This is a genomic window from Rhodobacter sp. CZR27 (genome assembly GCF_002407205.1).
Lineage (GTDB): Bacteria > Pseudomonadota > Alphaproteobacteria > Rhodobacterales > Rhodobacteraceae > Cereibacter_A.
In genome coordinates this window covers 37,153-54,319 of the sequence record NZ_CP023548.1, presented here as the reverse complement: position 1 = coordinate 54,319, position 17,167 = coordinate 37,153, and the positions used below count along the sequence as shown (strand labels likewise).

At 68.8% G+C, this 17,167-nt stretch carries 19 protein-coding genes; 5 read left to right on the top strand and 14 right to left on the bottom strand.

What is annotated here, in order from left to right; genetic code table 11:
* Positions 1-12 precede the first annotated feature (12 nt).
* From CK951_RS00230 to dapD, 3 genes are read right to left on the bottom strand one after another with little or no spacing between them, the layout of a single operon-like run.
* Positions 13-345, bottom strand: a complete 333-nt coding sequence (locus CK951_RS00230; RefSeq protein ID WP_096784270.1) for a hypothetical protein — start codon at positions 343-345, stop codon at positions 13-15.
* A complete protein-coding gene (locus tag CK951_RS00225) occupies positions 269-1,078 on the bottom strand; it encodes a DUF421 domain-containing protein (protein WP_096784269.1) in 810 nt (269 codons plus the stop codon). Before CK951_RS00225 ends, CK951_RS00230 begins: the two co-directional genes overlap by 77 nt.
* 54 nt (positions 1,079-1,132) lie before the next feature.
* Positions 1,133-1,957 carry a 2,3,4,5-tetrahydropyridine-2,6-dicarboxylate N-succinyltransferase gene (gene dapD, locus CK951_RS00220; protein ID WP_096784268.1) on the bottom strand — a complete coding sequence of 275 codons (825 nt, stop codon included), beginning with the start codon at positions 1,955-1,957 and terminating at the stop codon, positions 1,133-1,135.
* Positions 1,958-2,039: 82 nt separating this feature from the next.
* Here dapD and CK951_RS00215 point away from each other — a divergent pair, with 82 nt between their 5' ends.
* Positions 2,040-2,849 (top strand): TIGR00730 family Rossman fold protein, encoded by an 810-nt coding sequence (locus CK951_RS00215; RefSeq protein WP_096784267.1) that lies wholly within the window; start codon positions 2,040-2,042, stop codon positions 2,847-2,849.
* On the opposite strand, the gene CK951_RS00210 is transcribed toward CK951_RS00215, so the two are convergent.
* Positions 2,850-3,191 (bottom strand): DUF2794 domain-containing protein, encoded by a 342-nt coding sequence (locus tag CK951_RS00210; protein ID WP_096784266.1) that lies wholly within the window; start codon positions 3,189-3,191, stop codon positions 2,850-2,852.
* 249 nt (positions 3,192-3,440) lie between these two features.
* Positions 3,441-4,430: an asparaginase gene (locus tag CK951_RS00205; RefSeq protein ID WP_096784265.1), complete on the bottom strand. Its 990-nt coding sequence runs from the start codon at positions 4,428-4,430 to the stop codon at positions 3,441-3,443.
* Between the two features lie 168 nt (positions 4,431-4,598).
* On the opposite strand from CK951_RS00205, the gene CK951_RS00200 reads away from it, so the two are divergent.
* The 3 genes from CK951_RS00200 to CK951_RS00190 all read left to right on the top strand — a co-directional run bounded on the left by CK951_RS00200 (position 4,599) and on the right by CK951_RS00190 (position 7,648).
* Positions 4,599-5,129, top strand: coding sequence for an invasion associated locus B family protein (locus CK951_RS00200; protein ID WP_096784264.1), 531 nt, complete (start codon positions 4,599-4,601; stop codon positions 5,127-5,129).
* 134 nt (positions 5,130-5,263) lie between these two features.
* Entirely contained in the window at positions 5,264-6,442 is a 1,179-nt protein-coding gene (gene rlmN, locus CK951_RS00195; protein ID WP_096784263.1) for a 23S rRNA (adenine(2503)-C(2))-methyltransferase RlmN, read from the top strand.
* A 9-nt stretch (positions 6,443-6,451) separates the two neighbouring features.
* Positions 6,452-7,648: a winged helix-turn-helix domain-containing protein gene (locus CK951_RS00190; RefSeq protein ID WP_096787107.1), complete on the top strand. Its 1,197-nt coding sequence runs from the start codon at positions 6,452-6,454 to the stop codon at positions 7,646-7,648.
* Here CK951_RS00190 and CK951_RS00185 read toward each other — a convergent pair.
* The 3 genes from CK951_RS00185 to CK951_RS00175 form a co-directional block, all read right to left on the bottom strand.
* A complete protein-coding gene (locus CK951_RS00185; protein ID WP_096784262.1) occupies positions 7,645-8,460 on the bottom strand; it encodes a C40 family peptidase in 816 nt (271 codons plus the stop codon). The genes CK951_RS00190 and CK951_RS00185 overlap by 4 nt on opposite strands.
* Positions 8,460-9,842, bottom strand: coding sequence for a M17 family metallopeptidase (locus CK951_RS00180; protein WP_096784261.1), 1,383 nt, complete (start codon positions 9,840-9,842; stop codon positions 8,460-8,462). Before CK951_RS00180 ends, CK951_RS00185 begins: the two co-directional genes overlap by 1 nt.
* A gap of 103 nt (positions 9,843-9,945) precedes the next feature.
* Positions 9,946-10,329 carry a hypothetical protein gene (locus CK951_RS00175; RefSeq protein ID WP_096784260.1) on the bottom strand — a complete coding sequence of 128 codons (384 nt, stop codon included), beginning with the start codon at positions 10,327-10,329 and terminating at the stop codon, positions 9,946-9,948.
* A 138-nt stretch (positions 10,330-10,467) separates the two neighbouring features.
* Between CK951_RS00175 and CK951_RS00170 the strand changes: the two genes are divergently transcribed.
* Positions 10,468-11,112, top strand: a complete 645-nt coding sequence (locus CK951_RS00170) for a carbonic anhydrase (protein ID WP_096784259.1) — start codon at positions 10,468-10,470, stop codon at positions 11,110-11,112.
* Between the two features lie 12 nt (positions 11,113-11,124).
* Here the strand turns inward: CK951_RS00170 and CK951_RS00165 are convergent, their stop codons facing one another.
* The 6 genes from CK951_RS00165 to CK951_RS00140 form a co-directional block, all read right to left on the bottom strand.
* Complete coding sequence (locus tag CK951_RS00165) at positions 11,125-11,721, bottom strand: hypothetical protein (protein WP_096784258.1); 597 nt, start codon at positions 11,719-11,721, stop codon at positions 11,125-11,127.
* A 4-nt stretch (positions 11,722-11,725) separates the two neighbouring features.
* On the bottom strand, positions 11,726-12,748 hold the full coding sequence (locus CK951_RS00160) for an aspartate-semialdehyde dehydrogenase (protein WP_096784257.1): 1,023 nt from the start codon (positions 12,746-12,748) through the stop codon (positions 11,726-11,728).
* 68 nt (positions 12,749-12,816) lie between these two features.
* A complete protein-coding gene (locus tag CK951_RS00155) occupies positions 12,817-13,443 on the bottom strand; it encodes a glycosyltransferase family 29 protein (RefSeq protein ID WP_096784256.1) in 627 nt (208 codons plus the stop codon).
* Positions 13,440-14,474 carry a glycosyltransferase family 4 protein gene (locus CK951_RS00150; protein WP_096784255.1) on the bottom strand — a complete coding sequence of 345 codons (1,035 nt, stop codon included), beginning with the start codon at positions 14,472-14,474 and terminating at the stop codon, positions 13,440-13,442. Before CK951_RS00150 ends, CK951_RS00155 begins: the two co-directional genes overlap by 4 nt.
* A gap of 48 nt (positions 14,475-14,522) precedes the next feature.
* Positions 14,523-15,695, bottom strand: a complete 1,173-nt coding sequence (locus CK951_RS00145) for an MFS transporter (RefSeq protein WP_096784254.1) — start codon at positions 15,693-15,695, stop codon at positions 14,523-14,525.
* A gap of 102 nt (positions 15,696-15,797) precedes the next feature.
* Positions 15,798-17,036 (bottom strand): MFS transporter, encoded by a 1,239-nt coding sequence (locus CK951_RS00140; protein ID WP_096784253.1) that lies wholly within the window; start codon positions 17,034-17,036, stop codon positions 15,798-15,800.
* Positions 17,037-17,167 lie beyond the last annotated feature (131 nt).

The following is a 17,167-nucleotide window of genomic DNA, read 5'->3' as shown; positions in this document are numbered from 1 at the left end:
GGTATCTCCGGCTCAATCGTAGAAGGGGGTGACCTGCGCGACGACGACGGAATTCTCGTCCAGCGCCCGCTGCATCAGCGCGCGCTCCTCGTCATCGATCTCGTCGCCGTTGGCCAGCCGTTCGTCCAGCGTCCCGTAGCCCGAGACATCGAGCGGCGCCATGTCCGCGGTCTTGAGCAGCGCCACGGTCTCGCGCACCGCCTCGGCCTCGTCCACGCCGCTGGCATAGCACATCAGCGCCGCGCCGGTCGCGCCCTTGGGCAGGCCGTCACCGGCCTTGCGACCAACCTCGATGACCAGCGTGTAGACCTGCTGCGGCCGCTTCGGCTTCTTCTCTTCCGTCATGCGGCACCTCTCCTTCGGGTTCCGGGACGGGTTCGCAGGATTTAAGCGACCGCGCAAGGGCGACGCGCGCCCGGTCGCGCCGGCCACAGGCCGGACAGGGCGCCTCCGCGGGCTCGGCAGCCAGCAGCAGGCCGCAGTTCATGCAGCAGGCACGCTCGCCCGGCGCCGGCGGGACCGGCGGGGCAACCTCGAAGGGCGGAACGATGGCAAGACCGGGCCGAGGCGGATCCGTCCGGAAGACGGACAGCTGTCCGTCCGCCTCGATGAAGGCGGCGCGCACCTCGCCGAGGTTCTCGATGCCCTGCATCCGGAGAAGCGCAAGCAGTTCGGGCGTCCCGATCCGGCGCGCGGCCATGCCGGCCGACAGGATCACGCCGTCCTTCATCACCGCGACGGCGCGGCCGTCCACGGCGATCTTCACCGTCCGGAACCGGCGGATCAGCGCGTCGAGCAGCTTGTCGAGCCCGACCACCGCGGCGACGACGAGCATCGCATGGACCAGCGGCACCTCGGGGTAGAACAGCGCATCCCCCACCGCCGAGCCGAGCGCGATCACCAGCAGGAATTCGACGATCGACAGCTGCGCGATGCTGCGCCCGCCGACCCAGCGCAGCAAAAGCAGCGTCCAGACGTAGATCACCAGCGTCCGGAACAGGATCTCGAGCAGGAAGAGCGGCGGATCGTCCCCGAGGAACATCCGGACAAGATCGAAGGGAACGGCGGGTTCGTCCATGGCACCGGAACATCAAGGCGATGCGCCCCAACGTCCCGTGCCCCGGGCGGTTCCTCAGTCGCGCAGAAGCTCGTTGATCGAGGTCTTGGAGCGGGTCTGCGCGTCCACCTTCTTGACGATCACCGCGCAGTAGAGGTTGATGCCGCCCTTCGACGGCATCGAACCCGCCACCACGACCGAGCCCGCGGGCACCTCGCCATACATGACCTCGCCCGTCTCGCGGTCCACGATCTTGGTGGACTTTCCGATGAAGACGCCCATGCCCAGCACCGAGCCCTCGCGGACGATGCAGCCCTCGACCACTTCGGACCGCGCGCCGATGAAGCAGTTGTCCTCGATGATCGTGGGGCCGGCCTGCATCGGCTCCAGCACGCCGCCAATGCCCACGCCGCCGGACAGGTGGACGTTCTTGCCGATCTGCGCGCAGGAGCCGACGGTGGCCCAGGTGTCGACCATCGTGCCCTCGTCGACATAGGCGCCGAGGTTCACGAAGGACGGCATCAGCACCACACCCTTGCCGATATAGGCCGAGCGGCGGACGATGCAGTTCGGCACCGCACGGAAGCCCGCCTTGCGCCAGTCCTTCTTGCGCCACCCGGCGAACTTGCTGTCCACCTTGTCCCACCAGCCGCCGCCCTGCGGGCCGCCGTCGTGCAGCTCCATGTCATGCAGCCGGAAGCCGAGCAGGACCGCCTTCTTCGCCCACTGGTTCACGTGCCAGTCCGCGCCGCGCTTCTCGGCCACGCGCAGCTCTCCCTTGTCCAACGCCTCGAGCGTCGCCTCGACCGCGTCGCGCACCTCGCCCTTGGTGTCCGGCGTGATCGTGTCGCGAACCTCCCAGGCGGCTTCGATCGCGGTCTCGAGGGCAGCACTCGTCATGGCGGCGTCCTTTTTCATGGTTCTTTACCGCTCAAGGCTATAAAGGCTGGGGCCATTCGCCGCAATGCGCCGCAGGATCAGCATGAAGGATGACCGCCGCCACCCGTTCCGCGACAGCTCGCAGGACATGGAGACCGCCCACCGGGTGCCGGACACGCCGCAGAGCCGTGCGCCGGCCTATCGTCTTGCCTTTTCGGATGTCGAGTTCCTCATGCGGGACGAGCTGCGCCCGGTGCGGCTGCAGCTGGAGTTGATGAAGCCGCAGATCGTGATGGACGAACGCGGCATCGTCTCGACCGTGGTGATGTTCGGCGGCGCCCGCATCCCCTCGCCCGAGCGCAAGGAGACCGCCAGCCACCCCGGCCTCGCCGAACTCGCGCCCTACTATGACGAGGCACGCAAATTCGCCCGTGCCGTGACCGAGCGCAGCATGGAAACCTACGGGCGCGAGTTCGTGATCGTCACCGGCGGCGGGCCCGGCGTGATGGAGGCGGGAAACCTCGGCGCGCACGAGGCCGGCGGGCAGTCCATCGGGCTGAACATCGTGCTGCCGCACGAACAGGCGCCGAATGCCTATGTCACGCCGGACCTGTCGTTCAACTTCCACTACTTCGCCATCCGCAAGATGCACTTCCTGATGCGGGCGCGGGCGGTGGTGGTCTTCCCCGGCGGCTTCGGCACGCTCGACGAGATGTTCGAGAGCCTGACGCTGATCCAGACCAAGCGGATGAAGCCCATCCCCTTCCTGCTGTTCGGCAAGGCCTTCTGGGAAAAGATCATCAACTGGCAGGCGCTGGCCGAGATCGGCACCATCTCGCCCGAGGACCTCCGCCTCTTCCGCTTCGTCGAGACCGCGGACGAGGCGCTCGAGGCGCTGGACGAGTGGGACTGACTATTCGACCGGACGGATGAGCTTGCGTTCCAGCACGCGGAGCACCTGGGCCAGATCATGCCCGCGGCGCAGGATCTGCCCGTCCATCCCCACCACGGCGAACATGCCCTGCCGGGTGCGGAGCCTCGGGCGTTTCTCGATCCGGTAGAGCGGGCTTTCCGCCGTCCGCCGGAACACCGAGAAGACCGCCATGTCCTGCAGGTGGGAGATGCCGTAGTCGCGCCACTCTCCCATCGCCACCATCCGGCCATAGAGAGCGAGGATCAGCCCCAGTTCCTGCCGGTCGAACCGTACCTGGTCGAGGCTGTGCGGGGCGAAGGGGATCGGCGGCTGGACAGTCATCCTTCGAGGCTGACGCAATCAGCCCGGCATGGCAAGACCGCTTGCCCGCCGCGATGCGGCGACCACGGCGCGGAAAGCCCGCAAAAGGCCATGGATCGACCCCCGGCGGGCCGCATTTGCCGGCCATGGTGACATCTCGTGACGAGTGACCGGTTCCGGCGAATGGCATAAACTGTCCCCTGCCTGTCGCCCAAACCGGCCGAGTGCGGCGGAGGCTCCGGACCCGCGTCCGGGGTCTCCTGCCTGCGTTCAGGGGAAACCCGGAGCGGCGCGCAGGATGCCGGTCTCGAACCCGCGCCAGTTGGTCTGCACGGCATCGAGCCGCTTCAGCGTGGCGGGGTGATCCTGATCGAGCAGGCCCAGCCGCACCAGCAGCGCCGCAATGGCGGCCTCGGAGGCGCGGGTCGAGCCATCGACGATCTTCAGCGCGATGCCCAGCCGCCGCCCGGGAACGATGGCCACGAAGACCGCCTCGGCCCCGGTCTTGATGGCCGCGCGGCCGCGCATCGCGCGCATCAGCTCGGTGCAGGCGCGACCCTCGCCCGCCACCAGGTCGGGATGGGCTATCATTGCCTCGGTCAGCCGGGCGGCGGCCCGGGCACGTGCGCCGCTGCCTTCTACGGCACCGGCGAAGAACGCCATGGCCCGCGCGAGGCCCGCGACGGTGGTCGCGAAGTTCGGCGCCGAGCAGCCGTCGATCCCGAAGCCGGGACTCGTCTCGCCCGTCACTTCCTCGAAGGCGGAGCGGACGGCCAGCTGCACCGGATGGTCCGGCGCCACATATTCCGGCCCGGCGTGCAGGTGCCTTGCCAGCATCAGGAACCCAGCGTGCTTGCCCGAGCAGTTGTTGTGGATCTGGCAGGGACGTTCCCAGGCCCGGATCAGCCGGTCCCGCTCCTCGATATCCGCCGGGGCATGGGCGCCGCAGCGCAGGTCGGCCTCGTCCATCCCGATGTCGAGAAGCCAGCGCCGCACCAGCCCGACATGCAGCGCGGCGCCCTGATGGCTCGCGCAGGCCAGCGCCAGCCGCTCGGTCGAAAGCGCCTCGCCCGCGCCGCTTTCCAGCAGCGGCAGCGCCTGGATCATCTTGCAGGACGAGCGCGGGAAGATCACGGTGTCCGGGTCGCCCCAGGCCTCCACCAGCCCGCCGTCGTCGCTCCAGATCACGGCATGGCCGACATGCCAGCTTTCCAGCAGACCGCCCCGCCAGAGTTCGACCATGCGGACAGGTTCTGCCATCCGTCCCCCTCACAGCTGCGCGATTTTGTGCCCAAGGGGGCTTTCTAGGCGCGGGATGCTTGCGCTAAGAAGCGTTATCGGGTTGAAACGCCCTGCGCCACAGGAAAAGCACGCCTCAAGGCGGCATGGGGCGGGCAGAGGCACTGGCAGCTGGAGGCTGTGAACGACATGAGGACCACGATGGGGCGCCTGCTCTCGGCAGCGGCAATCGCGCTGGCCGGTCTCGCGACGGGCGTGGCGGCTCAGGAATCCACCAACCGGGTGGCCACGAAGACCGACTGGAGCGTCTTCACCGAGGAATCGCCGAAGGAATGCTGGGGCGTTTCCAGCCCGAAGCAGACCGAAAGCACCCGCGACGGCAAGCCCGTGTCCGTGAAACGCGGCGACATCCTGCTGTTCGTGACCTACCGGCCCGGAGCCGGCGCCAAGGGCGAAGTGTCCTTCACCGGCGGCTATCCCTTCGCGCCCGGATCGACGGTGAACGTCAACATCGGCGGGTCGACCTTCGAACTCTTCACCGACGGCGAGTGGGCCTGGCCGGCGAATGCGCAGGACGATGCGGCGCTGCTGGCCTCGATGAAGCGCGGCAGCACCGCCGTGATGACCGCGCGCTCGGCCCGCGGCACGCAGACCAAGGACACCTTCTCGCTCTCGGGCTTCACCGCCGCGATGACCGACGCCGAGGCCCGCTGCAAGTAAGCAGGGTCCCAAGGGCTTCTCCGCGCCCCGGCCCTGGCCGGGGCGTTTGTGTTTGGGCCTCCCGCTCTCATACGGGTTTCGTTTTCGCCGCGAATCCCCTATATGAGGCGCTTCCCCGCTTCCCGAGGCTTGCCATGACCGCCACCGCTCCGATCACTCAGGACGTGCTGACCCTGCCGCGCAAGCCGGCCGAGGGTGGCCTGACCAACATCGTCGGCCTGACGCGCGAGCAGCTTCAGGCAGCCCTGATCGCCGCCGGCACGCCGGAGCGGCAGGCGAAGATGCGGCTGGGGCAGGTCTGGCAATGGGTCTACCACTGGGGCGTGCGCGACTTCGCGCAGATGACGAACCTCGCCAAGGACTACCGCGCCCTGCTGGCCGAGCATTTCACCATCGCCCTTCCCGAGGTCGTCAGCCGGCAGATCTCCTCGGACGGCACGCGGAAATACCTCGTCCGCATCGCCGGCGGCCACGAAGTCGAGACCGTCTACATCCCCGAGGAAGGCCGCGGCACGCTCTGCGTCTCGAGCCAGGTCGGCTGCACGCTGACCTGTTCGTTCTGCCACACCGGCACGCAGAAGCTGGTGCGCAACCTGACCCCGGGCGAGATCGTGGGCCAGCTGATGCTGGTGCGCGATGATCTCGGCGAGTGGCCCGAGCGTGGCGCGCCGAAGGACGAGACGCGGCTGGTGTCGAACCTCGTGCTGATGGGCATGGGCGAGCCGCTTTATAATTTCGAGAATGTCCGCGACGCGATGAAGGTGGTGATGGACGGCGAAGGGCTGACGCTCTCGCGCCGCCGGATCACGCTTTCGACCTCGGGCGTGGTGCCAGAGATCGCCCGCACCGCGGAAGAGATCGGCTGCCAGCTCGCCGTGTCCTTCCACGCCACGACAGATGCCGTGCGCGACATTCTCGTGCCGATCAACAGGAAGTGGAACATCCGCACCCTGCTGGACAGCTTGCGCGACTATCCCCGCCTGTCGAACTCCGAGCGGATCACCTTCGAATACGTGATGCTCGACGGGATCAACGACAGCGACGCCGATGCGCGTCGGCTGGTGAAGCTCATTGCGGGCATCCCGGCCAAGATCAACCTGATCCCGTTCAACGAATGGCCCGGCGCGCCCTACCGCCGCTCGACGCCCGAGCGGATCGCGGCCTTCGCCGACATCATCTACAAGGCGGGCTATGCCTCGCCGATCCGCACCCCGCGCGGCGAGGACATCATGGCCGCCTGCGGCCAGCTGAAATCCGCCACCGAGCGCGCCCGGAAAAGCCGGGCCGAGATCGCCGCCGAAACCGGCCTTTGACGGGCAGTGCTGACCCTGCCCAATCCGCTGGCGCGGCGGCTGTTCCTGCATCTTCACGCCCTGGCCGAGCCGCCCATCGGCCCGGCCAGGGGTGACGCGCTGCAGGCGCTGATCGACCGCCTGGGCTTCGTGCAGCTCGACAGCATCGCCACGGTGGCGCGCGCCCATCACATGATCCTCTTCGCGCGCCGCCAGAGCTATCGGCAGGACGGACTGGACCCGCTTCTCGCGCGGCGCGGCCTCTTCGAGCATTGGACCCATGACGCGGCCGTCATCCCGACGCGCTTCTTCCCGTTCTGGCGCCACCGCTTCCGGCGCGACCGGCCGCGGCTGCTGGCGCGCTGGCGCGGATGGCAGCGCGACGGCTTCGAGGACCAGTTCGAGACCGTCCTTGCCCGCATCGCCGAGCGTGGCCCGGTCTCGGCCTCCGACGTCGGCGAGGACGAGACGCGCGGCACCGGCGGCTGGTGGGACTGGCATCCGTCCAAGGCGGCGCTGGAATATCTCTGGCGTGTGGGAGAGTTGTCGATCACCCGGCGGGACGCCTTCCGGAAGGTCTATGACCTCACCTCCCGCGTCATCCCGGAGGAGATCCTTGCACAGGATCCCGGCGACGCGGCCACGATCGACTGGGCCTGTTCGGCGGCGCTCGCCCGGCTGGGCTTCGCCACGTCGGGCGAACTCGCCGCCTTCTGGGCGGCGGCAACCCCGGCCGAGGCGCAGGCGTGGTGCCATGACGCCCTTGCCCAGGGCCGGATCGTCGAGGTCCGCATCGAGGGCGCCGACGGCACGCTTCGCCGCAGCTACGCCCGCCCCGATCTGGTCGAACAGGCACAGGCCGCGCCCGAGCCGCCCTCGCGCATCCGGATCCTCTCGCCGTTCGACCCGGCGCTGCGCGACCGGAACCGCGCCGAGCGGCTGTTCGGCTTCCGCTACCGCATCGAGATCTATGTGCCCGAACCGAAGCGCACCTTCGGCTATTACGTCTTCCCGATCCTCGAGGGCGGGCGCCTGATCGGGCGGATCGACATGAAGGCCCGGCGGGACCGCGGCACGCTGCAGGTCCGCGCGCTCTGGCCCGAGCCCGGCATCCGTCTGGGCGCCGGACGGCTTGGCCGGCTCGAGGCCGAGCTTGACCGCATGGCGCGGTTCGCCGGCTGCGAGCGCGTAGCCTTCGATCCCGGCTGGCAGCGCGATCCTGTCTAGGGCCGGCGGCGCGCGACGACCGGCCCACCGCCCTCGGCCGTGATCCGCGCCACGGCCGCGGCAATCTCCTCCTCGATCACGCCCATCACATAGCCGGTGGCATGGATCATCCGCTCGGCGTCAACCGCCATCGCGACATGGCCCTTCCAGAACAGCAGGTCGCCGCGACGCAGGTCGCGCTCGGCCACCTCGGTGCCGATGCGCTGCTGCAGGTCGCTGTCGCCCGGGCAGTCGATGCCGCAGGCCAGCAGCGCCGCCTGCGCCAGACCCGAGCAGTCGATCCCCGCCCGGCTGTTGCCGCCCCACAGATAGGGCGTGCCGAAGAACAGCCGCGCCACCTCCACCGGGTCATCGAAAGGCGCATCCACTGGCCGCAGATGCATGGCCGGGCACCATCCCGCCGTTGTCTCAAGGAAGTTTCGCGCTTCGCCGATGACCACGACCCTTGCGCCGAAACTGAGACCGGCTAGTTCGCGGGCCTGAACCCTTGGTTCGGGGTAGAGATGGGTGGCCGGAACCGCCACGACATGCGTGGGCTGTGCCGCGGAACCGAGAGCCTCCTCCTCCAGCCAGCCGCAATAGCCGTCCTTCGCGGATTGGCCGAAGGCATGCCCGTCGCACCGGTCGATCACGAGGAAGGCATCGCCCATCAGCAGCTGCCGATCCCGCGCCCCCCCGGGGCTGGAGAGCAGATCCGCCAGCGGCACGGCGACCGCGGCGGGCTCTCCTTCAGTGAAGCGCTCCGCCCGAACCCTGTCTTTCAGCGAGACATGCGCCACTTGCCCGCTGAAGGGCGTCAACCGCCGGTCCATTACAGCCCCAGCATCTGCGGCAGGGCGGTGAACAGCGCGCGGGCCCCCTGCCCCACGCCGCCCTTGGGCCTCGCCGGCGCGTCCGAGGGCGTGTGGCCATAGATGTCGAAATGCATGTAGCGCGGGTTCGCGACGAAGCGGCGCAGGAACAGCGCCGCCGTGATCGAGCCCGCGAAGCCGCCGGAGGGTGCGTTGTCGAGATCGGCGATACCCGGCTCGATCAGTGGCTCGTAGGGCTCCCAGAACGGCATCCGCCAGACCGGATCGCAGGCCGGGGCCGCCGCGGCCTGCAGTGCTGCGGCCAGCGCCTCGTCGTCGGTGTAGAACGGCGCGAGATCCGGCCCCACCGCGACACGGGCCGCGCCGGTCAGAGTCGCCATCGAGACGATCAGGTCGGCCCGCTCCTCATCCGCAAGCGCTAGGGCATCGGCGAGGATCAGCCGCCCCTCGGCATCGGTGTTGTTCACCTCGACCGTCAAGCCCTTGCGCGAGGTCAGGATGTCGCGCGGCCGCATGGCATTGCCCGAGATCGCATTCTCGACCGCCGGGACCAGCACGCGCAGGCGAACCGGCAGGTCTATCGCCATGATCATCTGCGCCAGCCCCATCACCGTCGCCGCGCCGCCCATGTCCTTCTTCATCAAGAGCATGCCGGAGGACGGCTTGATGTCGAGGCCGCCGGTGTCGAAGCAGACTCCCTTGCCGACCAGCGTCAGCCGCGGGCCCCGCTCGCCCCAGCGCATCTCGAGCAGGCGCGGTTCGCGGGGCGAGGCGCGGCCGACGGCATGGATCATCGGGAAGTTGCGCTCGATCAGCTTGTCGCCGCGGATCGCCATGGTCTCGGCGCCGAAGCGGTCGGCGAGTGCCAGGAAGGCCTGCTCCAGCTCCTGCGGCCCCATGTCGGAGGCGGGCGTGTTGATCAGGTCACGGGTCAGAACCTCGGCCTCGGCCATGGCGAGAAGGCGCGCCCCGTCGCAGCCGGCGGGCAGCTTGAGCCGGGCCTTGACCGCACCGGCCGCCTTGTAGCGCGTGAAGGCATAGCCTGAGAGCAGCCAGCCCAGCGCGGCCTCGGCGGCCTCCGCGGGCGACAGGTCGCCTTCGAGATGCCAGTCGCCTTCCGGCAGGGCGGCGAGGCCCCGCGCCAGCCCGAAGCGGCTGCGCGCCCGCGACCGCGCCGTGCCGAAGCCCACCACGGCCGCGGCGATGCCCCCCTCGGTCGAAGGCACGAGGCGCAGTTCGCCCAGCGAGGCCTCGAACCCCGTCGCGGCCAGCCAGGCCCGGACCGGCTCGGGCTGCGTGGCGCGCCAGTCGGCAAGCGCCTCCGAGGCGACGACATGGACGGGCCGCGAGGGCGCGGAGGGATCGGCGAAGGCAAGGGGCATGGCGCGTTCCGCAGGCAGGACAATCGTGGCGAGCCTAGCCGTTCCCCCGGTGCCCGCAACCCCGTCGGTTGCCACGGCCGGGATCATTCGCCCCGTCGCCGGATCACGACCTCTGGTCGAGCAGGTCCTTGTCGGTTGCAAGCGACCGTTCGGCCACGCGCATCAGCCGCGCCCAGATGGCGGAGAAGGCGGTCGTGTCGTTCACCTCGAAGGCCCTGCGCGCATCCGCCGCGACCAGCCCCAGACTGACCATCCCGAGGTTCTCCGACATCCGCTGCAGCCGCCGCAACCGGCGCGGAAGTTCGGCCAGATCGCGCGAGCGGACCTGCTGCGACAGGCCCGAGATCGTCAGCGCAAGCTCTCCCAGCGCGCGGTTCACGATCTGCTCGGCGGCTTTCGTGCCCATTTCGCGATACATCGCGGCAATCGGCTCGGCATCCTGGCGCACGCGGTCCACCGGCCGAAGCGCCGTAATCATGCAGGTCATCTTACCCTACCTCTTGTCACACCCGCCCCGAGACTGGCTTCCCCTGCTGAAGAAAAGGTTTCGGGTGCTACAAGAAATCCCTCGAATTTTCCCGGGTCCCGCCCTAATCAGGCGCGTGGACCGACTGAGGATGATGCGATGCACAATGCGAGGCCGCTTCCGAACTACCTGACCCAGCGCTTCTATGGCTGGCGGGCCACGACCTATGCCGACAACAAGGCATGGTATCGGCGACTGGCCGAAAGCGGGCAGCATCCCCGCGCCATGGTGATCTCGTGCTGCGACTCGCGCGTGCATGTCACCTCGATCTTCGGCGCGGACGAGGGCGAGTTCTTCATCCACCGCAACATCGCCAGCCTCGTGCCGGCCTACAGCCCGGATGGCGAGCCGCACGGCACCTCGGCCGCGGTGGAATATGCGGTGACGGCCCTGAAGGTGGCCCATATCGTGGTGCTGGGCCATTCGAACTGCGGCGGCGTGAAGGGCTGCCACGACATGTGCTCCGGCCGGGCGCCTGAACTCGAGGACCGGTCGAGCTTCGTCGGCCGCTGGATGGACATCCTGCGCCCCGGCTACGACCGGGTGAAGGACCTGCCCGAGGCGGAGCGCGTCGAGGCGCTGGAGAAGGAGGCCGTCCTCGTGAGCCTCGCGAACCTGATGACCTTCCCCTTCGTGCGTGAGGCGGTCGAGAACGACCTGCTTACGCTGCACGGCCTGTGGACCCATATCGGCGAGGGCGGGCTGGAGCAGTATGTGCCGTCGGTGGGGTTCGTGCCGGTCTGAGCCGGCGCCGGCTCAGAAGGTCGTCCGCATCCCCACGACCAGCCCGTTCGACGAACCGCCCTCGCCGATGAGGCCATAGGCATCGGAGCGGTGGTGGATGCGGGCGAAGAAGCTGCAGCAGTCACGCTCGCGCGAGCGGCGCTCGACCTCGGCATACCAGTAGACCTGATCCTTCTGCGCCGCATCGCCCCGCGCCAGTTCCAGCGCGGGTTCCTTGTCGGCATGCGAGGGGCCGATCCCGAAGGCCATCGTGTCGAAGACGCCCAGGACCGGCTTCTCCGGCATCAGCCGGGCCGCGATGGGCAGGTTGAATTCCCAGTTCGACTGCACGCCGGCATGGCGGACGATCTGGAACTCGATCTCCCAGCGGACCTCGCCGAAGCGGGTGTCGAAACCGCGGCCGAGCGGTTGCGTGAAGGCGATGCCCAGAAGGCCGGGGTCCTGCGGATCGGTTTCCCAGGGAGTGAGGAAATAGTCCTCCCAGGTGTTGTCGGTCAGGATCCCGGCGAAGATGCTGAACGAGCGCTGTTCGGCTTGGGCAGATCCGGCGACCGCAAGGAGCGCCGCGAGCGCTGCCCCTGCAACAATGGCCGAACCTGCCTTCACCATGCACTCATCCCTTTTTCAGGCACCGGTTGCCAAGCACTTCGGCGATCTGCACCGCATTGAGCGCAGCGCCCTTCCGCAGGTTGTCCGACACGCACCAGAGATTGATGCCGTTATCGATCGTGGAATCCTGCCGGATGCGGCTGACATAGGTGGCGTAATCTCCCACGCATTCCACGGGGGTAATGTAGCCGCCGGGCTCGCGCTTGTCGACCACCAGCACGCCGGGCGCCTCGCGCAGGATGCTCCGCGCCTCGTCCTCGTCCAGGAAATCCTCGAACTCGATGTTGATCGATTCCGAATGGCCCACGAAGACCGGCACGCGGACGCAGGTCGCGGTGACCTTGACGTTCTTGTCGAGGATCTTCTTCGTCTCGGCCACCATCTTCCACTCTTCCTTGGTGGAGCCGTCCTCCATGAAGGTGTCGATGTGCGGGATCACGTTGAAGGCGATCTGCTTGGTGAACTTCGACGGTGCCACTTCCTGCCCGGGGACGTAGACGCCCTTGGTCTGGTCCCAGAGTTCGTCGATGCCGGCCTTGCCGGCGCCCGAGACCGACTGGTAGGTCGAGACCACCACCCGCTTGATCTTCGCGCGGTCGTGCAGCGGCTTCAGCGCCACCACCATCTGCGCGGTCGAGCAGTTGGGGTTGGCGATGATGTTCTTCGCCTTGTAGCCCTCGATCGCGTCGGCATTCACTTCCGGCACGATCAGCGGGATCTGCGGGTCGTAGCGGTAGAGCGATGAGTTGTCGATCACCACGCAGCCGGCGGCCGCGGCCTTGGGCGCGTAGATCTTCGTGGCCTCGGAGCCCACCGCGAACAGCGCGATGTCCCAGCCGGTGAAGTCGAAGGTGTCGAGGTCCTTGGTCGTCAGGGTCTTGTCGCCAAAGCTCACCTCGGTGCCGAGCGACTTGCGGCTCGCGAGAGCGGCAATCTCATCCACCGGAAACTCGCGCTCGGCGAGGATGTTCAGCATTTCGCGGCCCACGTTGCCCGTGGCACCCGCGACGACGACCCTGTAGCCCATCGGGGACCCCTTCTGATGTCGGAATGACGCGCCCCCATAGCGCATGAGGGGTCACGGTAAAAGGGGAATCAGGTCTGGGCCGAACGCAGCGCGAAGCGCGGGTCGCGCTGCAACAGGTCGCGGACAAAGGCGGCCTCGGCGGCGAAGTCGTGCGGCACCCGATCCGCGCTGCGGCTGCCGGTCAGCGAGAGGCTGGCGAAGAAGTCGAAGCCGAAAAGGGTCACCTCGGCCGCCCGGCTGCGGGCGAGCAGGTCGATCATCATCAGCCCCGTCGAAGGCGGTGCGCCGAGGCGCTGCTTCAGGTCGGCATGATCCTCGCGCGGGTGCAGGTAGAACCCGCGCCGGATCGCGACATGCCACGGCAGGCGCTTCCGCTTGTGCGACATCCAGAGCGTCAGGCGCGGCGAGAGCCGCTCCAGCGCCTCGGCCTTGATCGACGTGGCGAGTGCCAGCGCGTCGGTCCGCGTTCCGTGGCTGGTGGCCGAGGGCATCGGCGCCCGGTTCAGCCGGATCACCAGATCCGCGGCGTCGATTTCCTCGCCGAAGCTCGTCCCCGACAGGCTGCGCGCATTGCCCACCAGCGCGATGCGCTCGGTGGCAAAGCGGGCCAGCAGCGCGTCTTCAGACAGCGACAGGGCTGCAAGGGGCGCCTCGCGGCGCAGGGTGCGGGCGAGAAGAAAGCTCAGCCGGTTCACGCGAGAAGTCTCCGATAGAGGGCGACGAGCGCCGCGGCCTCGTCCTCGATGCGGAAGCCCGCCAGCGTTCGGGCGCGGGCGGCCTCGGCCATGCGGGCGCGCAAGGAGGCGTCATCCAGCAGCGGCGCCACCGCTTCGGCCATCGCCTCGACGTCGCCAGGCGGGATCAGCAGGCCCGTCGCGTCATCCACCAGTTCCTCGAAGGCGCCGACCCGGGTGGCCACCACCGGCACGCCGCAGGCCATGGCTTCCAGCGGGGTCAGCCCGAACCCCTCCCACCGCTGCGGCGCCACGTAGAGGTCGAGCGCGCGATACCAGTCGGGCATCCGGTCCACGGTGACTTCGGGGAGGAACAGGATGCGATCGGCCAGCCCCGCCTGCGCGATCTCGGCCTTCAGCGCGTCGAGGAAGGCCTGATGCTCGCCCACCGCGCGGCCCATCACCACCGCCGCCACGCCGGGGCGCGTGGGCAGCAGGCGCATCATGGCGTGGACGAAGACATCCGTGCCCTTCTGCGCCCGGATCCGGCCGTAGCAGCCGACCAGCACCGCCTGCGGCAGGCCCAGCCGGGCCCGGACCTCGGCCCGGTCGCCAGGGCGGAAGCTCTCGGTGTCGATGCCGTGCAGGATCACCTCTGCAGGCCGCTCCAGATAGCGCGCCGTCCGGCGCGAGGTCGCGACCACCTCATCCATCCGACCGATCAACCAGCGGGTATAACCGGTATGCCTGCGCTGCGAGGCCGAGGTGAACAGGAGCTTCAGCCGCCGCCGGAAGACGTGGCGCAGCACCAGCCCCATCAGCATCTCGGTGTTGCGCCGCGCGTGCCAGACCCGCCAGCGGTCGCGCTGCAAAAGCGGCAGGCGCCACAGCGGCAGGTGAGGCAGGCTGTCGGGCAGGCCGGGGCCGGTCGCGGCAATGCCGATCATCCGCGCCTGAACCGGAACCAGCCGCGCGATCGTGGCCGTCACCCCCGACAGGCGGCGCTTGAGGTTCGGCGCGATGACCTCGATCCCGGCGACATTGACTGACATGGCCTACCCCCCGCGCCTTGGTTAGCGCAGATGGATGCGGGCGGGAAGTCAGTCCGTCCGGTCGCGGCTGAAGGCATAGACGGCGCAGCCCGCCAGCACGAACAGCGCGAAGAACAGGAACAGCGCCGCATAGGGCGCCTCGGGCGGGGTGGGCGCCACCGAGGCATGCAACCTGCCGGTCGCGAACTGCATCAGGCCGGGCGACGCGATGCCGAAGAAGTTGAGCAGCGTCACCCCGCGCCCCAGCAGGTGCGGCGGCACGAAGGCCCGGCCATGGGCGATCACCATCGGGAACGAGGCGCCGAAGAGGCCGATCCCCGCGAACAGCGCCAGCGCCGTCCAGCCGTTGGCCGTGGGCATGGCCCAAAGCGCCAGAAGGCAGAGGCCGACGATCAGGTTGCCGCCCAGGATCAGGCCCTTCCTTGTGCCGAGCAGCCGGTCGAGCGGCCCGTAGGCGAAGCTGCCCGCCACCATGGCCAGCCCCATCACCAGCGTCGCCGTGCCGATCTGTCCTGCCGAGGCATCGAAGACATCGGCGTAGTAGGGGCCGATCCACAGCCCGCGCAGCCCCGCGGCAGGGGCGTAGCAGACCACCATCATGATCAGCACCGGCCAGAGCAGCGGCATCTTCAGCAGGTCGAGGACCGAGCCCTTCGCCTCCCCCTCGACCCGGGCGGGATCGCGCACCATTAGGCCGATGGCGGCGGCCACCGCCAGCGTCACCGCAGCCAGTGCGAACAGCGTCTCGCGCCAGCCGAAGGCATCCACCGCCCAGGCCAGCGGCAGCGAGCCCGCGATGTTGCCGAGGCTGCCGATGCCCACCACCGCACCGGCCAGCGTGCCGAACACCGCCGGCGGGAAGGACCGCGCGAAGATGTAGTAGCTCGCCATCAGCACGGGCGAGCAGCCGATGCCGATCAGGCCCATCGCCACCATGATCGCGACCGGCCCCTCGGCCAGCGCGAAGACCGTTGCGCCCCCGGCGCCGCCCAGCGACAGCAGCGCCATCGAGGTCAGCCGTGGCCCGATCCGGTCCAGCGCCCAGCCGACCGGGAACTGCATCAGCGCGAAGGCCAGGAACCAGATGCCCGAGGCCGCCGCCAGATCCTCGGAGGTGATGCCCAGCTCGGCCTTCAGCACCGGGGTCATCACCGCCAGGAAGGCACGGTAGAACTGGCTCAGCACATAGGCCAATACGAGACAGGCTATCCCGGCACGCATCGCGTCTCCTCCTCAAAAGGCTGTCGAGGTATAGCCATGCCCCTTGCGGGGGCAAGGCCGGTCGGGCGTGGAACGCCCGCTCATTTCGCGCTTCGTGAACGGTCAGGCCGCTTGCAGCGCGCCGCCGCGATCCTCGCGGATCGGCAGGTGGACGATGGCCGAGAAGGCGCCGACGCCCACACCGATCCACCAAACCATCGTGTAGCCGCCGGTCAGGTCATACATCCGCCCGCCCAGCCAGACGCCCATGAAGCTGCCAAGCTGGTGGCTGAGGAAGACGAAGCCGTAAAGCGTGCCCATGTAGCGCAGGCCATAAAGATGCGCGACAAGCCCGCTGGTCAGCGGCACGGTGGCCAGCCACAAGGCCCCCATCGACAGCGAGAAGATCAGGACCGAGGCGGGCGTCATCGGCAGCATGATGAACAGCGCCGCCGCCAGCGTCCGCCCGGCATAGATCGCCGCAAGCAGGTATTTCTTGGAATAGCGCTTGCCCAGCCACCCGGCCGTCACCGTGCCCACGATGTTCGCCAGTCCGATCAGCGAGATTGCCACCGCGCCCAGCGCCGATGTCGTGGTGATGCCCAGCGCGGCGAGCGGCCCCCTCGGGTCGATCGCGCCGCACATCTCGGTCACGAAGGCCGGGAAATGCGCCGTGATGAAGGCCAGCTGGTAGCCGCAGGAGAAGAAGCCCACGAAGATCAGCGTGTAGGACGGATCGCGGAACGCCCGGCGCAGCACGGTGCCGAGCGACTCCTCCAGCTCGGCCTTCGTGGCCGTCACCGGCGCGCGCATGAAGGGCAGCGCGAAGAGCGCGGCAAGGATCACGGCGGCGAAGATCACGAACACCACCTGCCAGGAATAGAACCCCAGCAGGATCTCGGCCGCGGGCGCGCCGAAGACCTGCCCGGCCGACCCCGCCGCCGTGGCGACCCCCAGCGCGAGCGAGCGATGCTCGGGCGCCGCCGCGCGGCCGACCACCGCAAGGATCACCCCGAAGCCGGTGCCCGCGATGCCGAAGCCCACCAGCACCTCGAGCAGCTGGTGCTGGAGCGGGGTGACGGCGAAGCTCGAAAGCACCAGCCCCGCCGCATACATCAGCGCGCCGAGGATGATCGCCCGGCGGTCGCCGAACTTCTCGGCCAGCATGCCGAAGATCGGCTGCCCGATGCCCCAGGCGAGGTTCTGGATCGCGATCGCCATCGAGAAATCCGACCGCAGCCAGCCGAATTCCTCGGCGATCGGGATCTGGAACACGCCGAAGCTCGCCCGGATCGCGAAGCCCAGCATGAGGATGATGCAGCCCGCGATCAGGACGGGCGTGAAGAGCGGGGCTTTGGTCATGGCAGGCTCCGATGGCGGCGGCGCAGGGTGCGTCGCCCCCGGCGCCCGGTCAATCGGTATTTCCTGATGATCCCTTTGACGAATCGTGATGGGGAACGGGCCGGGCCCGGTTAGCCTGACCCGGCAGGGAG